Origin of the sequence: Mycolicibacterium doricum (assembly GCF_010728155.1) — a bacterium.
Classification (GTDB): domain Bacteria; phylum Actinomycetota; class Actinomycetes; order Mycobacteriales; family Mycobacteriaceae; genus Mycobacterium; species Mycobacterium doricum.
The window spans coordinates 2,148,810-2,171,011 of sequence record NZ_AP022605.1 but is presented as its reverse complement, the minus strand read 5'-3'; the positions used below and the strand labels follow the sequence as shown (position 1 = coordinate 2,171,011).

Genomic DNA, 22,202 nt, shown 5'->3' with positions numbered 1-22,202 from the left:
GCAGAATCGAGGAATGACTTCTGTCGCGGTCGCCGGGGCCAGCGGATACGCCGGCGGGGAGATCCTGCGCCTGCTGCTCGGCCATCCCGCCTACTCCGACGGCCGGCTCGCGATCGGTGCGCTGACCGCAGCGGGTAGCGCTGGCACGCTGCTCGGCGAGCACCACCCACACCTGCTTCCGCTGGCGGGCCGCGTCCTCGATGCCACCGACGTCGAGACGGTGTCCGGCCACGACGTCGTCTTCCTCGGCCTCCCGCACGGACACTCCGCCGCGCTGGCCGAACAGCTCGGCGACGACACGCTGATCATCGACTGCGGTGCCGACTTCCGGCTCACCGACGCGGCCGCGTGGGAAAGGTTCTACGGCTCGGCGCACGCCGGTAGCTGGCCGTACGGCCTCCCCGAACTGCCCGGTGCCCGCGACCGCCTCACCGGAGCCAAGCGCATCGCCGTGCCCGGCTGCTATCCCACCGCAGCGCTGCTGGCGCTGCTGCCCGCTGTCGCCGAGGATCTGGTCGAACCGGCAGTGACCGTCGTCGCGGTCAGCGGTACGTCCGGCGCCGGCCGGGCCGCGAAGACCGATCTGCTCGGAGCCGAGGTGATCGGATCGGCGCGGGCCTACAACGTGGGCGGAAAGCACCGGCACACCCCGGAGATCGCGCAGGGCCTGCGGGCAGTGACCGACAGAGACGTCACGGTGTCGTTCACCCCGGTGCTGATCCCCACCTCGCGGGGCATCCTCGCGACCTGCACCGCGCGCACGTCAGCGTCGCTGTCGCAGCTACGGGCCGCGTACGAGAAAGCGTACGGTGCAGAGCCTTTCGTCCATCTGCTGCCCGAGGGTCAGCTACCCAAGACCGGTTCGGTGATCGGCAGCAACGCCGCGCAACTGGCCGTCGCCGTCGACGAAGACGCGCGGACGTTCATCGCCATCGCGGCGATCGACAACCTGGTCAAGGGCACCGGCGGCGCCGCCGTGCAGTCGATGAACCTTGCGCTGGGCTGGCCGGAGACCGCGGGCCTCTCGGTCGTGGGGGTTGCTCCGTGACCGCGAAGCTGGTCCGCAGCCAGGGCGTCACCGCACCCGCCGGCTTCCGGGCCGCCGGTATCGCGGCCGGCATCAAGGCTTCGGGTGCACTTGACCTCGCCCTCGTGCTCAACGAAGGTCCCGACCACACTGCCGCCGGTGTGTTCACCCGTAACCAGGTTCAGGCGGCGCCGGTGTTGTGGAGCCGCCAGGTCCTCACCACCGGACGGCTGCGCGCGGTGGTGCTCAACTCCGGCGGAGCCAATGCCTGCACCGGCCCGCTCGGATTCCAGGACACCCATGCCACCGCCGAGGCGGTCGCCGCGGCGCTGTCGGATTGGGGGTCGGAGACCGGCGCGATCGAGGTCGCCGTCTGCTCGACCGGTCTGATCGGCGACCGGCTGCCGATGGACAAGGTGCTCGCCGGAGTCGCCGAGGTGGTCCACGAGATGGCCGGCGGTCTGTCGGGCGGTGAGGAGGCCGCCCGCGCCATCATGACCACCGACACCGTGCCGAAACAGGTTGCGCTACACCAGCCGGACAACTGGACCGTCGGTGCGATGGCCAAAGGCGCCGGCATGATGGCGCCCGCGCTGGCCACCATGCTGTGCGTGCTCACCACCGACGCCGTGGCCGGTTCCGAAGCGCTCGACACGGCGTTACGCCGTGCGGCGGCGCGCACCTTCGACCGCCTCGATATCGACGGCAGCTGCTCGACCAACGACACCGTGCTGCTGCTCGCCTCGGGCGCCAGCGAGATCGCGCCCACCCAGGAGCAACTCGACGACGCGGTCCTGCAGGTGTGCGACGACCTCTGCGCACAGTTGCAGGCCGACGCCGAAGGCGTCACCAAGCGCATCGCCATCACCGTCACCGGTGCACCGACCGAGGACGACGCGCTCACCGCGGCCCGGCTGCTCGCCCGGGACAGCCTGGTCAAGACGGCGCTATTCGGTTCCGATCCGAACTGGGGCCGGGTGCTGGCCGCGGTCGGGATGGTGCCGTTCACCATCGACCCGAATCGGATCACGGTGGCGTTTAACGGGCAACCCACCTTCGCCGACGGCGTCGGAGCGCCCGGTGCCCGCGACGTCGACCTGAGTGGCGCGGACATCGACGTCAGCGTCGACCTCGGGCTGGGCGCAGGGCAGGCGACGGTGCGCACCACCGACCTGTCGCACGCCTACGTCGAAGAGAACTCGGCGTACAGCTCATGAGCGCGGGCACCGAGTCCGACGCGACCGCGACCGCGACCAAAGCTCAGGTACTCGCCGCGGCGCTGCCGTGGCTCAAACAACTGCACGGCAAGATCGTCGTGATCAAATACGGCGGCAACGCCATGACCGACGACACCCTCAAGGCCGCGTTCGCCGCCGACATGGTGTTCCTGCGCAACTGCGGCGTCCACCCCGTCGTCGTCCACGGTGGCGGTCCGCAGATCAGCGCCATGCTCCAACGCCTCGGCATCCCCGGCGACTTTCGGGGTGGCTTCCGGGTGACCACACCAGAAGTGCTCGACGTGGCACGGATGGTGCTCTTCGGGCAGGTCGGCCGCGAACTCGTCGGGCTGATCAACACGCACGGACCGTACGCCGTCGGCATCACCGGCGAGGATGCACATTTGTTCACCGCAGTGCGCCGCGACGTCATCGTCGACGGGGTGTCCACCGACATCGGACTGGTCGGCGACGTCGAGCACGTCAGTAGCGAAGCCGTCCTCGACCTGATCTCGGCCGGCCGTATCCCGGTGGTGTCGACGATCGCGCCAGACGTGAACGGCGTGGTGCACAACATCAACGCCGACACCGCTGCGGCTGCGCTGGCGGCCGCGTTGAACGCCGAGAAACTCCTGATGCTCACCGACATCGAAGGGCTCTACACGGACTGGCCGGACCGCAACTCGCTGGTGAACCAGATCGACACCGCTGAACTGACGAAGCTCTTGCCGACGCTGGAGGCCGGAATGGTCCCCAAGATCGAGGCATGCCTGCGCGCGGTCACCGACGGTGTGCCCAGCGCCCACGTCATCGACGGCCGTGTCGAACACTGTGTGCTGGTCGAACTGTTCACCGACGAGGGGACCGGCACCAAGGTGGTGAGTACGTGACGCTCCAAGACCGGTGGCAAGCCGTGATGATGAACAACTACGGCACCCCGTCGTTGTCCCTCGCCGGCGGTGACGGCGCCGTGGTCACCGACACCGACGGCAGGTCTTACGTCGACCTGCTCGGTGGTATCGCGGTCAACGTGCTCGGCCACCGTCACCCCGCCGTCATCGAGGCGGTGACCCGCCAGCTCAACACACTGGGCCACACCTCGAACCTGTACGCCACCGAACCCGGTATCGCCCTGGCAGAGGCGCTCGTCGGACACCTCGGTGCCCCCGCGCGGGTGTTCTTCTGCAATTCCGGCACCGAGGCCAACGAGGTGGCCTTCAAGATCACCCGGTTGACGGGCCGCACCCGGATCGTGGCCGCGCAGAATGCCTTCCACGGCCGCACGATGGGATCGCTCGCGCTGACCGGCCAGCCGGCCAAGCAGGCGCCGTTCGAACCGCTGCCGGGCCACGTCACCCACGTACCGTTCGGCGACATCGACGAACTTGCGCGCGCTGTCGATTCGGAGACCGCGGCGGTGTTCCTCGAACCGATCATGGGCGAGGGCGGCGTCGTCGTCCCGCCGGCCGGCTACCTGGCCGCGGCGCGCGAGATCACCACCCGCCACGGTGCCCTGCTGGTCGTCGACGAAGTGCAGACCGGCGTCGGCCGCACCGGCGTGTTCTACGCCCACCAGCACGACGGCATCACCCCCGACGTCGTAACGCTGGCCAAGGGGCTCGGCGGCGGTCTGCCGATCGGCGCCTGCCTGGCCGTCGGGCCCGTCGGCGATCTGCTGACACCGGGCTTGCACGGCAGCACGTTCGGCGGCAACCCGGTGTGTACCGCCGCCGCGCTGGCCGTGCTCAAGACGCTGGCCGACGACGGTCTCATTACCCGCGCCGCGGTGCTGGGCAAGACCCTGCACCACGGGATCGAGGAGTGCAACCACCCCCTGGTGGACCACGTCCGGGGCCGGGGCCTGCTGATCGGGATCGCTTTGCGCGCCGCCGCCGCCAAGTCCGTGGAGACCGCCGCGCGCGGCGCGGGGTTCCTGGTCAACGCGGCCGCACCCGACGTCATCCGGCTGGCCCCGCCGTTGGTCGTCACCGAAGCCCAGGTCGACGCCTTCCTCGGTGCGCTTCCCGGCGTGCTCGACACCGCGGCCGGAGGCGGCGATTCAACCCCCGCGGCCGGAGGCGGCGATTCAACCCCCGCGGCCGGAGGCGGCGATTCAACCCCCGCGGCCGGAGGCGGCGATTCAACCCCCGCGGCCGGAGGCGGCGATTCAACCCCCGCGGCCGCCGAGGTGTCCGACAGATGAGACATTTCCTGCGTGACGACGACCTCACCCCCGACGAGCAGGCCGAGGTGCTCGCTCTGGCCGCGGACCTGAAGAAGGACCCGCTGCTGCACCGCCCGCTCGCCGGACCCCGCGGTGTCGCCGTCATCTTCGACAAGAACTCGACGCGCACGCGGTTCTCCTTCGAGATGGGCATCGCCCAACTCGGCGGGCACGCCGTCGTAGTCGACGGGCGCAGCACCCAACTCGGCCGCGAGGAGACCCTCGAGGACACCGGGAAAGTGTTGTCGCGCTACGTGGATGCGATCGTATGGCGCACCTTCGCCCAGGACCGGCTCACCGCAATGGCCGCCGGCGCGACGGTGCCGGTGATCAACGCGCTGTCCGACGACTTCCACCCGTGTCAGGTCCTCGCCGACCTGCAGACGCTGATCGAGCGCCGGGGCGCCGTGGCCGGCCTGCGGATGGCCTACTTCGGTGACGGCGCCAACAACATGGCTCACTCGCTGATGCTCGGCGGCGCCACCGCCGGCATGCACGTGACGATCGCGGCGCCGCTCGGCTTCGAACCGCACCCGATGTTCGTGGCCGCGGCGCACGAGCGCGCACAGCAGACCGGCGGATCGGTCACCGTCACCGCCGACCCGCACCAGGCCGCCGACGGGGTCGACGTCCTCGTCACGGACACGTGGACGTCGATGGGTCAGGAGAACGACGGCCTCGACCGGGAGGGGCCGTTCCGGCCGTTCCAGGTCAACACCGGTCTACTGAACCGTGCCGACACCGAAGCGGTGGTGTTGCATTGCCTTCCGGCGCACCGCGGACACGAAATCACCGATGAGGTCATCGACAGCCGGCACAGCGCGGTGTGGGACGAGGCCGAGAACCGGCTGCATGCGCAGAAAGCGCTGCTGGTATGGCTGATGGAGCGAGCGGGAGTCGGACCATGACCTCGGCGACCACGCGGGCCGGACGGCAGGCACGAATCGTGGCGATCCTGTCGTCGTACTCCGTGCGCAGCCAGGGTGAGCTGGCCGCCAAGCTCGCCGACGAAGGCATCGAGGTCACGCAGGCCACGCTCTCGCGCGACCTCGAGGAACTCGGTGCGGTCAAACTGCGCGGTGCCGACGGTGGCGTCGGTGTCTACGTCGTCCCCGAGGACGGCAGCCCCGTACGGGGTGTCTCCGGGGGAACCGAACGGCTCACCAGGCTGCTCGGTGACCTGCTGGTGTCCACGGACGCCAGCGGCAACCTCGCCGTACTGCGCACACCGCCCGGCGCGGCACACTATCTCGCCAGTGCGCTCGACAGGGCCGCGCTGCCGTACGTCGTCGGCACCATCGCCGGCGACGACACCATCATGGTGGTGGCCCGCGAGCCCATGACGGGTGTCGAGCTGGCCGCCTCCATCGAGAACCTGAAGTAAGAGGAGATTGGTCATGTCCGAACGCGTCATCCTGGCGTACTCCGGCGGTCTGGACACCTCGGTGGCGATCAGCTGGATCGGCAAGGAGACCGGGCGCGAGGTGGTGGCCGTCGCCATCGACCTCGGCCAGGGCGGCGAGGACATGGACGTCGTGCGTCAGCGCGCCGTCGACTGCGGCGCCGTCGAGGCCGTGGTCGTGGATGCCCGCGACGAGTTCGCCGAGCACTACTGTCTGCCCGCCATCCAGTCCAACGCGCTCTACATGGACCGGTATCCGCTGGTCTCCGCGCTGAGCCGGCCGCTCATCGTCAAGCACCTCGTCGATGCGGCGCGTGCGTACGGCGGCGGCATCGTCGCGCACGGCTGCACCGGTAAGGGCAATGACCAAGTCCGCTTCGAGGTCGGGTTCGCCTCTCTTGCCCCCGATCTCGAGGTGTTGGCGCCGGTGCGTGACTATGCGTGGACGCGCGAGAAGGCGATCGCGTTCGCCGAGGAGAACGCCATCCCGATCAACGTCACCAAGCGATCGCCGTTCTCGATCGACCAGAACGTGTGGGGCCGTGCGGTCGAGACCGGATTCCTCGAGCACCTGTGGAACGCGCCTACCAAGGACGTCTACGACTACACCGAGGATCCGACGCTGAACTGGAGCACCCCCGACGAGGTGATCGTGGGCTTCGACCGGGGCGTGCCGGTGTCGATCGACGGCCGCGACGTGACCGTCCTGCAGGCGATCGAGGAACTCAACCGCCGCGCCGGCGCCCAAGGGGTCGGCCGCCTCGACGTCGTCGAGGACCGGTTGGTCGGCATCAAGAGCCGCGAGATCTACGAGGCACCCGGTGCGATGGTGCTGATCACCGCGCACACCGAACTCGAGCACGTCACGCTGGAACGCGAACTCGGCCGGTTCAAGCGGAACACCGACCAGAAGTGGGGCGAACTGGTCTACGACGGGCTGTGGTTCTCGCCGCTCAAGACCGCGCTCGAGTCGTTCGTTGCCAAGACCCAGGAGCACGTCACCGGTGAGATTCGGCTGGTGTTGCACGGCGGCCACATCGCCGTCAACGGCAGGCGCAGCACGGAGTCGCTGTACGACTTCAACCTGGCGACCTACGACGAAGGTGACACCTTCGACCAGTCCGCGGCCAAGGGCTTCGTGCACGTGCACGGCCTGTCGTCAAGCATCTCCGCGCGCCGCGACCTGGGCATCAAGTGACGCCCAAACGAACACATGGGCGCGAAAGTGCGAGAAGAACCCGCCATTTCGTCGATCTCGGCGCGTCAGTGGTGTCGCCATGAGCACCAACGAGGGTTCGTTGTGGGGTGGCCGCTTCGCCGACGGGCCGGCCGAAGCGCTCGCCGCGCTCAGCAAGTCGACGCACTTCGACTGGGTGCTGGCGCCCTACGACATCGCAGCGTCGAAAGCCCATGCCCGCGTCCTGTTCTCGGCCGGACTGCTGACCGAAGAGCAGCGTGACGGCCTGCTCGCCGGTCTGGACCGCCTCGCGTCCGACGTCGCCGACGGCACCTTCGCGCCGCTGGTCACCGACGAGGACGTGCACGGCGCTCTCGAACGCGGCCTGATCGACCGGGTCGGAGCCGAGCTCGGGGGCCGGCTGCGGGCCGGACGGTCGCGTAACGACCAGGTCGCCACCCTGTTCCGGGCGTGGCTGCGCGACGCGATCCGCCGTGTCGCCGACGGGGTGCTGGACGTGGCGGGCGCCCTGGCGACCCAGGCCGCCGCCCACCCGACAGCGATCATGCCCGGCAAAACCCACCTGCAGTCGGCGCAGCCGGTGCTGCTCGCCCATCACCTGCTCGCCCATGCCCACCCGCTGCTGCGCGACGTCGAGCGGCTCGCCGATTTCGACAAGCGGGCGGCGGTGTCACCGTACGGCTCAGGGGCGCTGGCGGGTTCCTCACTGGGACTCGACCCCGATGCGATCGCGGCCGAGCTGGGTTTCGACTCGGCGGCCGACAACTCGATCGACGCGACGGCCGCGCGGGACTTCGCCGCCGAGGCGTCGTTCGTGCTGGCGATGATCGGGGTGGACCTGTCCCGACTTGCCGAGGACATCATCCTTTGGAGTACAACCGAATTCGGCTACGTCGAGCTGCATGACGCCTGGTCGACGGGCAGCTCTATCATGCCGCAGAAGAAGAACCCGGACATCGCCGAGCTGGCGCGCGGCAAATCCGGCCGGCTGATCGGCAACCTGACCGGGCTGCTCGCCACCCTGAAGGCCCAGCCGCTGGCCTACAACCGCGATCTGCAGGAGGACAAGGAGCCGGTCTTCGACTCGGTCGCGCAGCTAGAGCTGCTGTTGCCGGCCGTCGCCGGGCTGGTCTCCACGCTTCGCTTCGACGTCGACCGGATGGCCGAGTTGGCGCCACTGGGATTCACGCTCGCCACCGATGTCGCGGAATGGTTGGTGCGCCGCGGGGTTCCGTTCCGGGTGGCGCACGAGGCGGCCGGCGCAGCGGTGCGCGCGGCGGAAGCCCGCGGTGTCGGGCTGGAGGACCTCGAAGATGCGGAACTGACTGGCATCCATCCCGAATTGACCGGCGAGGTCCGCGAAGTCCTCACGATCGAGGGGTCGGTGGACTCCCGCGACGCGCGCGGCGGGACCGCACCGGTGCAGGTGGCCAAACAGCTCAACGTGGTCCGCGACACCGCCGACCGGCTACGGCTACGTTTGAGGTCGTGACGGAGACGGCCGAACGGCGTCGGTGGGTCGTTATGTGCCAGGCGGAACCCCCCGACACCCCGGCGTTCACGGCCGGAGCGCGCCCAGCCGACGCCGACCGGATCCTCGGTTCGGGCACCTTGCTCGGCGGGGCCACGTGGTGGGGCCGCGGCGCGGGGGCAGCCGAAGTGCCCCACGGACCGCACGACTGGCCGAGACTCGCCCTACGAGGGGAACTTCGCACGTACAAACGCGCGCACGTGGACTTCTACCGCGACGACGTCCCCCGGTTCTGTGCTGGCCGACCAGTTTGCGTTTCTCTCCCGCGCGTCCGCCTGACCTAGCTGTCGGCGGCCGCCAACCAGGCCTCCTCCAGCTGCTCTTTGCGCGATTGGAGTTCGGTCAGTTGGCGGTTGAGTTCCCCTGCCTTGACGTGGTCGGCCGCGGCCTCCGCCATCGCGCCGTGCAGCTTGGCGATCTGAGCGTCGAGTTTGGCGAGCTGGTTCTCGATGCGGTTCATCTCCTTGGCCGTGCGCCGCTCGCGCGCGGCATCAGATTCGCCTTTCGAGGCGACCCGGCTCGATCCTGTGTCGATAACACCGGACCCCCGGTTCTGGAGATACTGCTCGATTCCGCCAGGAAGGAGATCGCAGTGTCCGTTACCGGTCAGCGCGTAGGTGACATCGCTGACCCGCTCCAGGAAGTACCGGTCGTGGGTGACGACGACCAGGGTGCCCGGCCATCCGTCGAGATAGTCCTCGAGCACGTTGAGCGTGTCGATGTCCAGGTCGTTGGTCGGCTCGTCGAGGAGCAGCACGTTCGGCTCGTCGAGCAGCATCCGCAGGAACTGCAGCCGTCGTCGCTCACCACCGGACAGATCCACCAGCCGGGTGGTCATCTTGTCCCCGGTGAAGCCGAAGTCCTCGAGCAGCGTCGCGGCGCTGATCTCGCGGCCGCCGGCCAACTCGGTGATCCGGCGGCGGTCCTCGACGGCGTCGAGAACCCGCATGGTGCCGTCGTTTTCGGCCAGCCCCTGGCTGAGGTAGCCGATGCGCAGGGTCGCGCCCCGCTTGATGGTCCCGGCGACCGGCTCCAATTCCCCGGCCAGCAGCCGCAGTACCGAGGTCTTTCCGGTGCCGTTGACGCCGACCAGACCGATTCGGGCCCCCGGCCCGATCGACCAGTCGATCCGGTCCAGGATCACCCGCGGGGGATCACCCACCTCGAGCCGCAACCGGTGCAGATCGAAAACGTCCTTGCCCAGACGGGTCGTCGCAAAGCGTTGCAGAGTCAGCGAATCGCGCGGCGGCGGTTCGTTGGCGATCAGCTCGTTGGCGGCCTGGATGCGGAACTTCGGCTTCGACGTCCGCGCCGGCGGACCGCGCCGCAACCACGCCAGTTCTTTGCGCATCATGTTCTGCCTGCGCGCCTCGGTGCCCGCGGCCACCCGCGACCGCTCCGCACGCGCGAGCACATAAGCGGCGTACCCACCGTCGTAGGCGTCGACCACACCGCCGTGGACCTCCCAGGTGCGGGTGCATACTTCGTCGAGGAACCACCGGTCGTGGCTGACGACCACCAGCGCGCGCGGCCGTGTGGTGGACAGATGTGAGGCCAGCCAGCCGATCACCTCGACGTCGAGGTGGTTGGTCGGTTCGTCGAGCACCAGCACGTCGTGGCCGGCGATGAGCACCCCGGCCAGCGCGACCCGTCGTCGTTCTCCGCCGGAGAGGTCGCCGACCGCGGTGTCCAGGCCGACGCCGGCGAGCAGGTTCTCCACCACCGTCCGGGTGTCGGCCTCGGCCGCCCAGATGTGGTCCGGTCGGCCGCCCACGATGACTTGGCGCACAGTCGTGCCCTGGGCGAAGTCATCGCCTTGGCGCAGATACCCCACCGACAACCCCGACGTATGGGTGACCCGGCCGGAGTCTGGGGGCCGGGTGCCGGTCAGGATCTGCAGCAGTGTCGTCTTGCCGTCGCCGTTGCGCCCAACCACGCCGATCGCGTCGCCGTCGTCGACACCCATGCTGACGGCGTCGAGCAGCGTGCGGGTGCCGTACCCCGCGCTGACTTTTTCGACGTTGATCAGGTTTGCCATCAGCCGCCGATGATAGATGGCCGCTGTGCCATGATGACGGGGCATTACGGCAGGCAGCGGGGAAGCTGGCGCGACGTCGACGTGGAGGGAGAGTCGGTGGTTGACCTCTCGGCAATCACCAGGCCGGTCGGTCGGTTGGTGGCGACGGCCCAGAACGGTCTGGAAGTCTTGCGCTACGGCGGCCTGGAGACAGGCGCCGTGCCGTCACCGTTCCAGATTGTGGACAGCACGCCGATGTACCGGCTGCGGCGGTATTTTCCGCCGGACGTCCGCCCGGGGGCCAAACCGCCGGGTCCGCCGGTGTTGATGGTGCACCCGATGATGATGTCGGCCGACATGTGGGACCTGACCCGCGACGAAGGCGCCGTCGGCATCCTCTACCGCGCCGGTCTGGACCCATGGGTGATCGACTTCGGCTCCCCGGACAAGGTCGAGGGCGGCATGCAACGCAACCTCGCCGACCACGTCGTAGCGCTCTCCGAGGTGATCGACACCGTCAAGCAGGTTTCCGGCCGCGACGTCCACCTCGCCGGGTACTCCCAGGGCGGCATGTTCTGCTATCAGACCGCCGCGTACCGCCAGTCCCGCGACCTGGCCAGCATCATCGCCTTCGGCGCCCCGGTCGACACGCTTGCGGCTCTGCCGCTGAACCTGCCCGCCGGTCTGGCCGTGGGCGCCGCCGACTTCATGGCCGACCACGTGTTCAGCCGCATCGACATCCCTGGATGGTTGGCACGCATGGGGTTTCAGATGCTCGACCCGGTCAAGTCAGCGCAGGCTCGCCTGGAATTCCTGCTGCAGTTGCACGACCGCGAGGCGCTGTTGCCGCGGGAGCAGCAGCGGCGGTTCCTGGCGTCGGAGGGCTGGATCTCCTGGTCGGGCCCGGCGATCTCCGAACTGCTCAAACAGTTCGTCGCCCACAACCGCATGATGACCGGTGGATTCGCCATCCGGGGTCAGCTCGTCACGCTGTCGGACATCACCTGCCCGGTGCTCGCCGTCGTCGGTGAGGTAGACGACATCGGTCAGCCGCCATCGGTGCGAGGGATCAGGCGGGCGGCACCCCAGGCCGACGTTTACGAATACTTGATCCGGGCAGGCCATTTCGGCTTGGTCGTGGGTTCGAAGGCCTCACAGCAGACGTGGCCGACCGTCGCCGGCTGGGTCAAGTGGCTCGAAGGTGACGGTGACATGCCCGACCACGTCGAGCCGATGGCGCTGCAGCCCGCAGAGCACGTCGAGAGCGGCGTATCGCTGACGTCGCGGGCCGCGCACGGCGCCACCGCGGCCACCGAGATGGCGTTCGATGTTGCCCGCTCGGCAGCCGGAGCGCTGATCTCGGCGAACAAGTCGGCACGCACCCTGGCGGTGGAGACCGTGCGCACGCTGCCGCGGCTGGCCCGGCTCGGACAAATCAACGACCACACCCGGATCTCGCTCGGCCGGATCATCTCTGAGCAGGCTCGTGGCGCGCCGGACGGCGAATTCCTCCTCTACGACGGCCGGGTCCACACGTACGAGGCTGTCGACCGTCGCATCAACAACGTGGTGCGTGGGCTCATCGACGTCGGGGTGCGCCAAGGCACCCGCGTCGGGGTCCTGATGGAGACTCGTCCGAGCGCGCTGGTGGCGATCGCCGCGCTGTCACGGCTCGGCGCGGTGGCGGTGCTGATGCCGCCCGACGTCGACCTGGCCGCCGCTGCGCGGCTCGGCGCGGTGTCGGAGATCATCGCCGACCCGACCCACCTCCAAGCGGCGTGCAATCTGCCGATGCACGTGCTGGTGCTCGGCGGCGGGGTCCGCGACCTCCCCGTAGCCGACGACGCAGATGTCGTCGACATGGAACAGATCAACCCCGACCAGGTCGCACTGCCCGGTTGGTACCGCCCCAACCCCGGTCTGGCCCGCGACCTGGCGTTCATCGCGTTCAGCTCGGTGAACGGCGACCTCGTCGCCCGGCAGATCACGAACTTCCGGTGGGCGTTGTCGGCTTTCGGGACGGCGTCGGCGGCCAACCTCGGCCGCAGCGACACGGTCTACTGCCTGACGCCGCTGCATCACCAGTCGGGTCTGCTGGTCAGCGTGGGCGGCGCGGTCGTCGGCGGCGCCCGCATCGCCCTGTCGCGGGGTCTGCGCCCGGACCGGTTCCTGCAGGAGATCCGGCAGTACGGCGTCTCCGTCGTCTCCTACACCTGGGCGATGCTGCGCGAAGTCATCGACGACCCGTCCTTCCGGCTGTCCGGTGGCCACCCGGTGCGTCTGTTCATCGGTTCCGGTATGCCCACGGGGCTGTGGGAGCGGGTGGTCGACATCTTCGCGCCGGCCCACGTCGTCGAGTTCTTCGCGACGACCGACGGACAGGCAGTGCTGGCCAATGTCTCCGGCGCGAAGATAGGCAGCAAGGGCCGCGCGCTGCCCGGCGGTGGCCAGGTCGACCTGGCCGCGTACGACGCGGACGACGACCTGATCCTGGAGGACGACCGCGGCTTCGTACGCCGCGCGGCCGTGAACGAGGTGGGTGTGCTGCTGGCGCGTCCGCGCGGACCGGTCGATCCCACGGCGTCGGTCAAGCGGGGAGTGTTCGCGCCCGCGGACACCTGGGTGTCGTCGGAGTACCTCTTCCGCCGCGACGAGGACGGCGACTACTGGTTGGTGGACAACCGCAGGTCGGTGATCCACACGCCCCGCGGGCCGGTGTTCGCGATGCCGATCAGCGATGCGGTCGGTCACATCGGCGCGGTGGACCTCGCCGTCACCTATCCGGTCGAACGGCGCGGCACGCAGTTGGCGATCACCGCGCTGGCTTTGTGTCCTGGCGGCAGCATCACCACGGCTGAGCTGTCCGAGGCGCTGGCCGACCTGCCGGTCGGCAATCCGCCCGACCTGGTGCACGTCGTGCACGACATCGAACTCAGCGCGTCGTACCGCCCACTTACCGGCCCGCTGCGGGCGGCCGGCGTCCCTCGCCCCTCGCGTCGTAACTCTTGGTACTTCGATCCCGATACCAATAATTACAAGCGGCTGACCGTGGCCGTGCGTGCCGAAATCGCGGGAGGGCAGGCCCGTGAGTCACCGCGGGACGACCCACAGATGCAGACCCGCGCCCACCAGTGACCGCGCCCACCAGTGACTGCGCCCACCAGTAACCGCGCCCACCAGTGACCGCGCCCACCAGTGACAACGTGCCCCGCTGCAGCTGCACTGATAGGCTCCCGCTGGCGTCGCTTCGACTGGAGGATTGATGGATTCGCAGAGCCGGAAGAACCGCTCGGGCTGGCGTCGCGCCCTGACCGGCACGCTCGCCAGCGGTGCGCTTGCCGCAGCGATGCTGGTGACCGCGCCAGCCTCGCAGGCGGACGTCCTCGACCAGATCGGGGCCAAGTACATGCAGGGTGCCGGCGGCGGCCAGCTTTCCGTGTACGCCGAACAGTCCTTGAATCTGCGCGCGCAGGGCTTCCGCCCCTCGCAGGAGAATCTCGCCGCGCTGCAGGAGGGTTGGGATTTCCTGCCCAACCAGAGTCGGCTGCTGGACGCGCTGAAGTCGACCGTGGCCTATCAGCGCAAGGTGCAGATGCAGTCGCAGTTCTCCGGCGGTGGCGGTCCGGCGGTCGAGGCTCCGGCATGGGTGCCGCCAGATGACGCGAACCCCTGGGTGGCGCCGGAGTACGACATCAACCCCTACGACTAAGCAGGAAAACCGTGCTCGACGAGACGTTGCGGGCCATGCTGGTCTGCCCTGAGGATCGTGGCCCATTGCTGCTGGTCGGCGATGAGATGTTGTACAACCCGCGGTTACGGAAGGGATACCGCATCGACGACGGGATCCCGGTGCTGTTGATCGACGAGGCCGTCGCGGTCACCGACGACGCCGAACACCAGCGACTGCTCGACCGCGCGGAGTCCTGACTGAGCGTCGAGTTGCTGCGGGTCGATCCGCTCACGGCGGCCCGCCGCTTGCTCGGGGCGGTGCTGACCTGCCGCGGTGTCAGCGCGACGGTCGTCGAGGTCGAGGCCTACGGCGGCCCCCCCGACGGGCCGTGGCCCGACGCCGCCGCCCATTCCCACCGCGGCCCCGACCTGCGGAACCAGGTGATGTTCGGCCCGGCCGGCAGGCTCTACACCTACCGCAGTCACGGCATTCACGTGTGCGCCAACGTGGCCTGCGCCGACGACGGGGTCGCGGCTGCCGTCCTGCTGCGGTCGGCTGCCATCGAGACAGCGCATGACGTGGTCCAGCGGCGTCGCGGTGAGACGGTGCGGCAGTCGGCCTTTGCCAGAGGTCCGGGTAATCTGTGCTCGGCACTGGGAATCACCATGGCGGACGACGGACTCGACATCTTCGCCGAGGACAGTCCCGTGCAGCTTCGCCTGGGGGACGAACAGCCGTACGTTGCCGGGCCCCGGGTCGGGGTGAGCAAGGCGGCGGACCGGCCGTGGCGACTCTGGCTGGCCGGCCGGCCGGAGGTGTCGGCCTATCGGCGCAGCCCGCGGGCCCCGGCGCCGGGCGGCAGCGACTGACCGCGGAGGCGTACGGAAAGATCGAGGCATGAGCAGCATCCTCGATGAGTTGGACTGGCGTGGACTGATCGCGCAATCGACCGACCGGGACGCGTTGGCGGCCGACCTGGCCGCCGGTCCGATGACGCTTTACTCCGGATTCGACCCCACCGCTGCGAGCCTGCATGCCGGACACCTCGTGCCGCTGTTGACGCTACGCCGCTTCCAGCAGGCAGGACATCGTCCGATCGTGCTGGCCGGCGGGGCCACCGGGATGATCGGCGACCCTCGCGAGACTGGGGAGCGCACGTTGCAGAGTGCCGACACCGTCGCCGAGTGGGCCGGTCGCATCCGGGGTCAGCTCGAGCGTTTCGTGGTGTTCGACGATTCCCCCACCGGCGCGATCGTGGAGAACAACCTGTCCTGGACCGAAGCGTTGTCCACGATCGAATTCCTGCGTGACGTCGGCAAATACTTCTCGGTGAATGTGATGCTCGACCGCGACACCGTGCGGCGGCGCCTGGAGGGGGAAGGGATCTCCTACACCGAGTTCAGCTACATGTTGCTGCAGGCCAACGACTACGTGCAGTTGCGGCAACGCCACGGGTGCGCGCTGCAGATCGGCGGTTCCGATCAGTGGGGCAACATCGTCGCCGGGGTCCGGTTGGTGCGCCAGAAACTCGGCGACACCGTGCACGGGATGACGACACCGCTGGTCACCGACTCAGAGGGCAGGAAGTTCGGGAAGTCCACCGGAGGCGGGAACCTGTGGCTCGACCCGGAGATGACCACGCCGTACACCTGGTACCAGTACTTCATCAACACCGCCGACGCCGACGTCGTGAACTACCTGCGGTGGTTCACCTTCCTCGATGCCGGTGAGTTGACCGAACTCGAGGAGGCGACGCGGGATCGCCCGCACCAGCGCACCGCGCAACGGCGACTCGCGCGTGAACTCACCACCCTGGTCCACGGTGAGAACGCGACCCGATCGGTGGAACACGCCAGCCAGGCGCTGTTCGGGCGGGGGGAACTCGCCGCGCTCGACGAACCCACCCTCGCCGCCGCGTTACGGGAGGCCGCGGTGGCCGAACTCGCCCCGAACGGCCCCGACCTGATCACCGACCTGCTGGTCGCGACCGGCCTGTCGGCGAGCAAGGGCGCCGCGCGACGGACCATCGCCGAGGGCGGAGTCTCGGTCAACAACGTCAAGATCGACAGCGACGAGTGGGTGCCGCAGGTCTCCGACTTCCTGCACGGCCGGTGGTTGGTGCTGCGCCGCGGCAAGCGGAATATCGCGGGCGTACTGCGCGTTGGATGACTTGGCGTTGGAAGACTGGCACGGCCGTACGACTGTGCCACCCGGCGATTCGAGTCGAAAAACCAGGTTCACCAGGGGATTTGACTCCGAGTTTCCACTGACGTAACTTATTCAACGTCGCCGCGACACGGCCTCCGGGCCGGGGAGCGCGGCAGACTCCCAGAGGGACACTCACTTCGGTGGGGTCCTGACCGTCCGCACTACGATGACGCGGCTTCTCGCCGCGGGATCGCTGCGCGGGTGGGACGGGTGTGTTGTTTGAGAACTCAATAGTGTGTTTGGTGGTTTTTGTTTGTTGTTTTTGTTTTTGGCCATGCTTCTTTTTCCCGTTTAGGGGTGTGGTTGTTTTTGCCAGATTTTTGTCTGGTTGTGATCGGATTTTCCTGATTGCCTTTTTGAGGTTTTGTTTGGAGAGTTTGATTCTGGCTCAGGACGAACGCTGGCGGCGTGCTTAACACATGCAAGTCGAACGGAAAGGCCCTTCGGGGTGCTCGAGTGGCGAACGGGTGAGTAACACGTGGGTGATCTGCCCTGCACTTTGGGATAAGCCTGGGAAACTGGGTCTAATACCGAATACACCCTGCTGGTTGCATGACCTGGTGGGGGAAAGCTTTTGCGGTGTGGGATGGGCCCGCGGCCTATCAGCTTGTTGGTGAGGTTACGGCTCACCAAGGCGACGACGGGTAGCCGGCCTGAGAGGGTGATCGGCCACACTGGGACTGAGATACGGCCCAGACTCCTACGGGAGGCAGCAGTGGGGAATATTGCACAATGGGCGCAAGCCTGATGCAGCGACGCCGCGTGGGGGATGACGGCCTTCGGGTTGTAAACCTCTTTCAGTAGGGACGAAGCGTGAGTGACGGTACCTACAGAAGAAGGACCGGCCAACTACGTGCCAGCAGCCGCGGTAATACGTAGGGTCCGAGCGTTGTCCGGAATTACTGGGCGTAAAGAGCTCGTAGGTGGTTTGTCGCGTTGTTCGTGAAAACCGGGGGCTTAACCCTCGGCGTGCGGGCGATACGGGCAGACTTGAGTACTGCAGGGGAGACTGGAATTCCTGGTGTAGCGGTGGAATGCGCAGATATCAGGAGGAACACCGGTGGCGAAGGCGGGTCTCTGGGCAGTAACTGACGCTGAGGAGCGAAAGCGTGGGGAGCGAACAGGATTAGATACCCTGGTAGTCCACGCCGTAAACGGTGGGTACTAGGTGTGGGTTTCCTTCCTTGGGATCCGTGCCGTAGCTAACGCATTAAGTACCCCGCCTGGGGAGTACGGCCGCAAGGCTAAAACTCAAAGAAATTGACGGGGGCCCGCACAAGCGGCGGAGCATGTGGATTAATTCGATGCAACGCGAAGAACCTTACCTGGGTTTGACATGCGCAGGACGCCGGTAGAGATATCGGTTCCCTTGTGGCCTGTGTGCAGGTGGTGCATGGCTGTCGTCAGCTCGTGTCGTGAGATGTTGGGTTAAGTCCCGCAACGAGCGCAACCCTTGTCTCATGTTGCCAGCACGTGATGGTGGGGACTCGTGAGAGACTGCCGGGGTCAACTCGGAGGAAGGTGGGGATGACGTCAAGTCATCATGCCCCTTATGTCCAGGGCTTCACACATGCTACAATGGCCGGTACAAAGGGCTGCGATGCCGTGAGGTGGAGCGAATCCTTTCAAAGCCGGTCTCAGTTCGGATCGGGGTCTGCAACTCGACCCCGTGAAGTCGGAGTCGCTAGTAATCGCAGATCAGCAACGCTGCGGTGAATACGTTCCCGGCCTTGTACACACCGCCCGTCACGTCATGAAAGTCGGTAACACCCGAAGCCGGTGGCCTAACCCTGTGTGGGAGAGCCGTCGAAGGTGGGATCGGCGATTGGGACGAAGTCGTAACAAGGTAGCCGTACCGGAAGGTGCGGCTGGATCACCTCCTTTCTAAGGAGCACCACGAGACTTGGACGCCGCCCACATCGTGTGGGGGTTCGGTGGTTTCGAGCGGTTCGTGATGATGGGCTTTGCCTGTAGTGGGTGGAGTTCGGGTGCGCAACAAACGTGTTCGGTCCGGCGGGAATCGGGTCGGCGAGGAGATTGCCAGACACACTGTTGGGTCCTGAGGCAACAGGCCTGCGGGCTCACTCCGATTATGGGGTGGGTGCCGGCTCTCGGAGTTGTTCGGGGGTTCTGGTTGCTGCCCTGCTTTGGTGGTGGGGTGTGGTGTTTGATTTGTGGATAGTGGTTGCGAGCATCTGGATGACGGCTTGCGCGGATGGGTTCGCTCCTCGATTGTGGGGGGTGGGTGTGTTGGTGTGGGTTGTTGTTCGGTGTAATGCAAATTTTTCTGATACCCGCATTCCCTGTTATGGGTGTGTGGGTGACTCATTTTTTGGTTTTGTGTTGTAAGTGTTTAAGGGCGCATGGTGGATGCCTTGGCATTGGGAGCCGATGAAGGACGTGGGAGGCTGCGATATGCCTCGGGGAGCTGCCAACCGAGCGTGGATCCGAGGATGTCCGAATGGGGAAACCCGGCACGAGTGATGTCGTGTCACCCGGCACTGAATACATAGGTGTCGGGGAACGCGGGGAAGTGAAACATCTCAGTACCCGTAGGAAGAGAAAACAACAGTGATTCCGTGAGTAGTGGCGAGCGAAAGCGGAGGATGGCTAAACCGTGCACATGTGATACCCGGCAGGGGTTGTGTGTGTGGTGTTGTGGGGTGCGTCGATCTCAGATCTGCCGGTCTGGGCTGCAGTGAGAAAAGCTCGTGTTAGTCGAACTGGTTTGGGATGGCCGACCGTAGAGGGTGAGAGTCCCGTAGGTGAAAACATGTGCTCTGCAGTGATGTGTCCCCGAGTAGCAGCGGGCCCGTGGAATCTGCTGTGAATCTGCCGGGACCACCCGGTAAGCCTGAATACCCAGTGACCGATAGCGGATGAGTACCGTGAGGGAATGGTGAAAAGTACCCCGGGAGGGGAGTGAAAGAGTACCTGAAACCGTGTGCCTACAATCCGTCAGAGCCTTCGTGTTAAAGCGTGGGGTGATGGCGTGCCTTTTGAAGAATGAGCCTGCGAGTCAGGGACATGTCGCGAGGTTAACCCGGGTGGGGTAGCCGTAGAAAGCGAGTCTGAATAGGGCGTATCACGTCAGTAGTGGCGTGTGTAGTGGTGTGTTCTGGACCCGAAGCGGAGTGATCTACCCATGGCCAGGGTGAAGCGACGGTAAGACGTCGTGGAGGCCCGAACCCACTTAGGTTGAAGACTGAGGGGATGAGCTGTGGGTAGGGGTGAAAGGCCAATCAAACTCCGTGATAGCTGGTTCTCCCCGAAATGCATTTAGGTGCAGCGTTGCATGCTTCTTGTTGGAGGTAGAGCTACTGGATGGCCGATGGGCCTCACAAGGTTACTGACGTCAGCCAAACTCCGAATGCCGACAAGTGAGAGTGTGGCAGTGAGACGGCGGGGGATAAGCTCCGTGCGTCGAGAGGGAAACAGCCCAGATCGCCGGCTAAGGCCCCTAAGCGTGTGCTAAGTGGAAAAGGATGTGCAGTCGCGAAGACAACCAGGAGGTTGGCTTAGAAGCAGCCACCCTTGAAAGAGTGCGTAATAGCTCACTGGTCAAGTGATTGTGCGCCGATAATGTAGCGGGGCTCAAGCACACCGCCGAAGCCGCGGCAATCAGATAGTTGTCTGGTTGGGTGGGGAGCGTCCTGCATCCGGTGAAGCAGCCTAGTGATGGAGCTGTGGAGGTGTGGGAGTGAGAATGCAGGCATGAGTAGCGATAAGGCAAGTGAGAACCTTGCCCGCCGAAAGACCAAGGGTTCCTGGGCCAGGCCAGTCCGCCCAGGGTGAGTCGGGACCTAAGGCGAGGCCGACAGGCGTAGTCGATGGACAACGGGTTGATATTCCCGTACCCGTGTGTGAGCGTCCCTGATGAATCAGCGGTACTCACCGCCCAAAACCGCTGTCACCGGCACCTTCGGGTGCGCGGGTCTGCGGGGCTGCGCGGGACCTTCGTTGGTAGTAGTCAAGCGATGGGGTGACGCAGGAAGGTAGCCGTACCAGTCAGTGGTTGTACTGGGGTAAGCCTGTAGGGAGAGGCCCAGGTAAATCCGGGTTTCACATGTCCTGAGAGGTGATGCATAGCCGATTGAGGCGAATTCGGTGATCCTATGCTGCCAAGAAAAGCCTCTAGCGAGCGCACACGGCCCGTACCCCAAACCGACACAGGTGGTCAGGTAGAGAATACCAAGGCGTACGAGTGAACTATGGTTAAGGAACTCGGCAAAATGCCCCCGTAACTTCGGGAGAAGGGGGACCCACATGGCGTGACAGGCCTTCGCGGTCTGGAGCGTGAGTGGGTGGCACAAACCAGTGAGAAGCGACTGTTTACTAAAAACACAGGTCCGTGCGAAGTCGCAAGACGATGTATACGGACTGACGCCTGCCCGGTGCTGGAAGGTTAAGAGGACCGGTTAACCCTTCGGGGTGAAGCTGAGAATTTAAGCCCCAGTAAACGGCGGTGGTAACTATAACCATCCTAAGGTAGCGAAATTCCTTGTCGGGTAAGTTCCGACCTGCACGAATGGCGTAACGACTTCTCAACTGTCTCAACCATAGACTCGGCGAAATTGCATTACGAGTAAAGATGCTCGTTACGCGCGGCAGGACGAAAAGACCCCGGGACCTTCACTACAACTTGGTATTGGAGTTCGGTTCGGTTTGTGTAGGATAGGTGGGAGACTGTGAAGCAGCCACGCCAGTGGTTGTGGAGTCGTTGTTGAAATACCACTCTGATCGTATTGGGCTTCTAACTTCGAACCGTATATCCGGTTCAGGGACAGTGCCTGGTGGGTAGTTTAACTGGGGCGGTTGCCTCCTAAAATGTAACGGAGGCGCCCAAAGGTTCCCTCAACCTGGACGGCAATCAGGTGTTGAGTGTAAGTGCACAAGGGAGCTTGACTGCGAGACGTACATGTCGAGCAGGGACGAAAGTCGGGACTAGTGATCCGGCACCTCTGAGTGGAAGGGGTGTCGCTCAACGGATAAAAGGTACCCCGGGGATAACAGGCTGATCTTCCCCAAGAGTCCATATCGACGGGATGGTTTGGCACCTCGATGTCGGCTCGTCGCATCCTGGGGCTGGAGCAGGTCCCAAGGGTTGGGCTGTTCGCCCATTAAAGCGGCACGCGAGCTGGGTTTAGAACGTCGTGAGACAGTTCGGTCTCTATCCGCCGCGCGCGTCAGAAGCTTGAGGAAATCTGTCCCTAGTACGAGAGGACCGGGACGGACGAACCTCTGGTACACCAGTTGTCCCACCAGGGGCACCGCTGGATAGCCACGTTCGGACAGGATAACCGCTGAAAGCATCTAAGCGGGAAACCCCCTCCAAGACCAGGCTTCTCACCCATCAAGTGGGATAAGGCCCCCCGCAGACCACGGGATCGATAGACCAGACCTACAAGCACAGCAATGTGTGCAGGGAACTGGCACTAACCGGCCGAAAACTTACACACACAAAAAATGTGTTGGTATTTCACGCCTCGCAACCACACCACACCAAAAATCAACCACAACTGCACACCCCACCACCAAAAAACACTTCCCCCACCACACCGTGGGGGCACTTGAAAACAAGTGAAAATAGAGTTACGGCGGTCCATAGCGGCAGGGAAACGCCCGGTCCCATCCCGAACCCGGAAGCTAAGCCTGCCAGCGCCGATGATACTGCCCACCCGGGCGGAAAAGTAGGACACCGCCGAACA

14 protein-coding genes and 3 rRNA genes are annotated in these 22,202 nt (G+C 65.9%); 16 read left to right on the top strand and 1 reads right to left on the bottom strand.

Features of this window, described 5'->3' with window-relative positions; translation table 11 throughout:
* Window positions 1–13 precede the first annotated feature (13 nt).
* The 8 genes from argC to argH all read left to right on the top strand — a co-directional run bounded on the left by argC (window position 14) and on the right by argH (window position 8,560).
* Window positions 14–1,048: an N-acetyl-gamma-glutamyl-phosphate reductase gene (argC, locus tag G6N07_RS10690; protein WP_372507549.1), complete on the top strand. Its 1,035-nt coding sequence runs from the start codon at window positions 14–16 to the stop codon at window positions 1,046–1,048.
* Window positions 1,045–2,244: a bifunctional glutamate N-acetyltransferase/amino-acid acetyltransferase ArgJ gene (argJ, locus tag G6N07_RS10685; RefSeq protein WP_099050257.1), complete on the top strand. Its 1,200-nt coding sequence runs from the start codon at window positions 1,045–1,047 to the stop codon at window positions 2,242–2,244. The genes argC and argJ overlap by 4 nt, the downstream gene beginning before the upstream one ends.
* Window positions 2,241–3,134 (top strand): acetylglutamate kinase, encoded by an 894-nt coding sequence (argB, locus tag G6N07_RS10680; RefSeq protein WP_085191834.1) that lies wholly within the window; start codon window positions 2,241–2,243, stop codon window positions 3,132–3,134. The genes argJ and argB overlap by 4 nt, the downstream gene beginning before the upstream one ends.
* A complete protein-coding gene (locus tag G6N07_RS10675; protein ID WP_244949062.1) occupies window positions 3,131–4,447 on the top strand; it encodes an acetylornithine transaminase in 1,317 nt (438 codons plus the stop codon). The genes argB and G6N07_RS10675 overlap by 4 nt, the downstream gene beginning before the upstream one ends.
* Window positions 4,444–5,376 (top strand): ornithine carbamoyltransferase, encoded by a 933-nt coding sequence (argF, locus tag G6N07_RS10670; protein WP_085191838.1) that lies wholly within the window; start codon window positions 4,444–4,446, stop codon window positions 5,374–5,376. The genes G6N07_RS10675 and argF overlap by 4 nt, the downstream gene beginning before the upstream one ends.
* Window positions 5,373–5,852: an arginine repressor gene (locus tag G6N07_RS10665; RefSeq protein WP_085191840.1), complete on the top strand. Its 480-nt coding sequence runs from the start codon at window positions 5,373–5,375 to the stop codon at window positions 5,850–5,852. The genes argF and G6N07_RS10665 overlap by 4 nt, the downstream gene beginning before the upstream one ends.
* Before the next feature lie 13 nt (window positions 5,853–5,865).
* Window positions 5,866–7,068, top strand: coding sequence for an argininosuccinate synthase (locus G6N07_RS10660; RefSeq protein WP_085191842.1), 1,203 nt, complete (start codon window positions 5,866–5,868; stop codon window positions 7,066–7,068).
* Between the two features lie 79 nt (window positions 7,069–7,147).
* Entirely contained in the window at window positions 7,148–8,560 is a 1,413-nt protein-coding gene (argH, locus tag G6N07_RS10655; RefSeq protein ID WP_085191844.1) for an argininosuccinate lyase, read from the top strand.
* 319 nt (window positions 8,561–8,879) lie between these two features.
* Here argH and G6N07_RS10650 read toward each other — a convergent pair whose 3' ends face one another.
* A complete protein-coding gene (locus G6N07_RS10650; RefSeq protein WP_085191846.1) occupies window positions 8,880–10,637 on the bottom strand; it encodes an ABC-F family ATP-binding cassette domain-containing protein in 1,758 nt (585 codons plus the stop codon).
* 96 nt (window positions 10,638–10,733) lie between these two features.
* Here G6N07_RS10650 and G6N07_RS10645 point away from each other — a divergent pair, with 96 nt between their 5' ends.
* The 8 genes from G6N07_RS10645 to rrf all read left to right on the top strand — a co-directional run bounded on the left by G6N07_RS10645 (window position 10,734) and on the right by rrf (window position 22,201).
* On the top strand, window positions 10,734–13,751 hold the full coding sequence (locus G6N07_RS10645; protein ID WP_085191860.1) for an acyl-CoA synthetase: 3,018 nt from the start codon (window positions 10,734–10,736) through the stop codon (window positions 13,749–13,751).
* Window positions 13,752–13,878: 127 nt separating this feature from the next.
* The gene (locus tag G6N07_RS10640; RefSeq protein ID WP_085191848.1) at window positions 13,879–14,325 is read left to right on the top strand and encodes a hypothetical protein; all 447 of its coding nucleotides are present in this window, start codon (window positions 13,879–13,881) and stop codon (window positions 14,323–14,325) included.
* Between the two features lie 11 nt (window positions 14,326–14,336).
* Entirely contained in the window at window positions 14,337–14,543 is a 207-nt protein-coding gene (locus tag G6N07_RS10635; protein WP_085191850.1) for a Trm112 family protein, read from the top strand.
* Window positions 14,544–15,155, top strand: a complete 612-nt coding sequence (locus G6N07_RS10630; protein ID WP_085191852.1) for a DNA-3-methyladenine glycosylase — start codon at window positions 14,544–14,546, stop codon at window positions 15,153–15,155.
* Window positions 15,156–15,183: 28 nt separating this feature from the next.
* Window positions 15,184–16,455 carry a tyrosine--tRNA ligase gene (gene tyrS / locus G6N07_RS10625; protein WP_085191854.1) on the top strand — a complete coding sequence of 424 codons (1,272 nt, stop codon included), beginning with the start codon at window positions 15,184–15,186 and terminating at the stop codon, window positions 16,453–16,455.
* 404 nt (window positions 16,456–16,859) lie between these two features.
* Window positions 16,860–18,378: ribosomal RNA gene (locus G6N07_RS10620) — 16S ribosomal RNA — on the top strand.
* A 459-nt stretch (window positions 18,379–18,837) separates the two neighbouring features.
* A 23S ribosomal RNA gene (locus G6N07_RS10615) occupies window positions 18,838–21,953 on the top strand.
* 134 nt (window positions 21,954–22,087) lie between these two features.
* A 5S ribosomal RNA gene (gene rrf, locus G6N07_RS10610) occupies window positions 22,088–22,201 on the top strand.
* Together the 16S, 23S and 5S rRNA genes form the textbook arrangement of a ribosomal RNA operon.
* The last annotated feature ends 1 nt before the right edge of the window (window position 22,202 follow it).

Bases quoted from the DNA above. Each gene is read 5' to 3' on its own strand.
- argB (WP_085191834.1), top strand. From the start codon at position 2,241: ATGAGCGCGGGCACCGAGTCCGACGCGACCGCGACCGCGACCAAAGCT.
- G6N07_RS10640 (WP_085191848.1), top strand. From the start codon at position 13,879: ATGGATTCGCAGAGCCGGAAGAACCGCTCGGGCTGGCGTCGCGCCCTG.
- argF (WP_085191838.1), top strand. From the start codon at position 4,444: ATGAGACATTTCCTGCGTGACGACGACCTCACCCCCGACGAGCAGGCC.
- G6N07_RS10665 (WP_085191840.1), top strand. From the start codon at position 5,373: ATGACCTCGGCGACCACGCGGGCCGGACGGCAGGCACGAATCGTGGCG.
- tyrS (WP_085191854.1), top strand. From the start codon at position 15,184: ATGAGCAGCATCCTCGATGAGTTGGACTGGCGTGGACTGATCGCGCAA.
- argC (WP_372507549.1), top strand. From the start codon at position 14: ATGACTTCTGTCGCGGTCGCCGGGGCCAGCGGATACGCCGGCGGGGAG.
- argH (WP_085191844.1), top strand. From the start codon at position 7,148: ATGAGCACCAACGAGGGTTCGTTGTGGGGTGGCCGCTTCGCCGACGGG.
- G6N07_RS10660 (WP_085191842.1), top strand. From the start codon at position 5,866: ATGTCCGAACGCGTCATCCTGGCGTACTCCGGCGGTCTGGACACCTCG.
- G6N07_RS10650 (WP_085191846.1), bottom strand. From the start codon at position 10,637: ATGGCAAACCTGATCAACGTCGAAAAAGTCAGCGCGGGGTACGGCACC.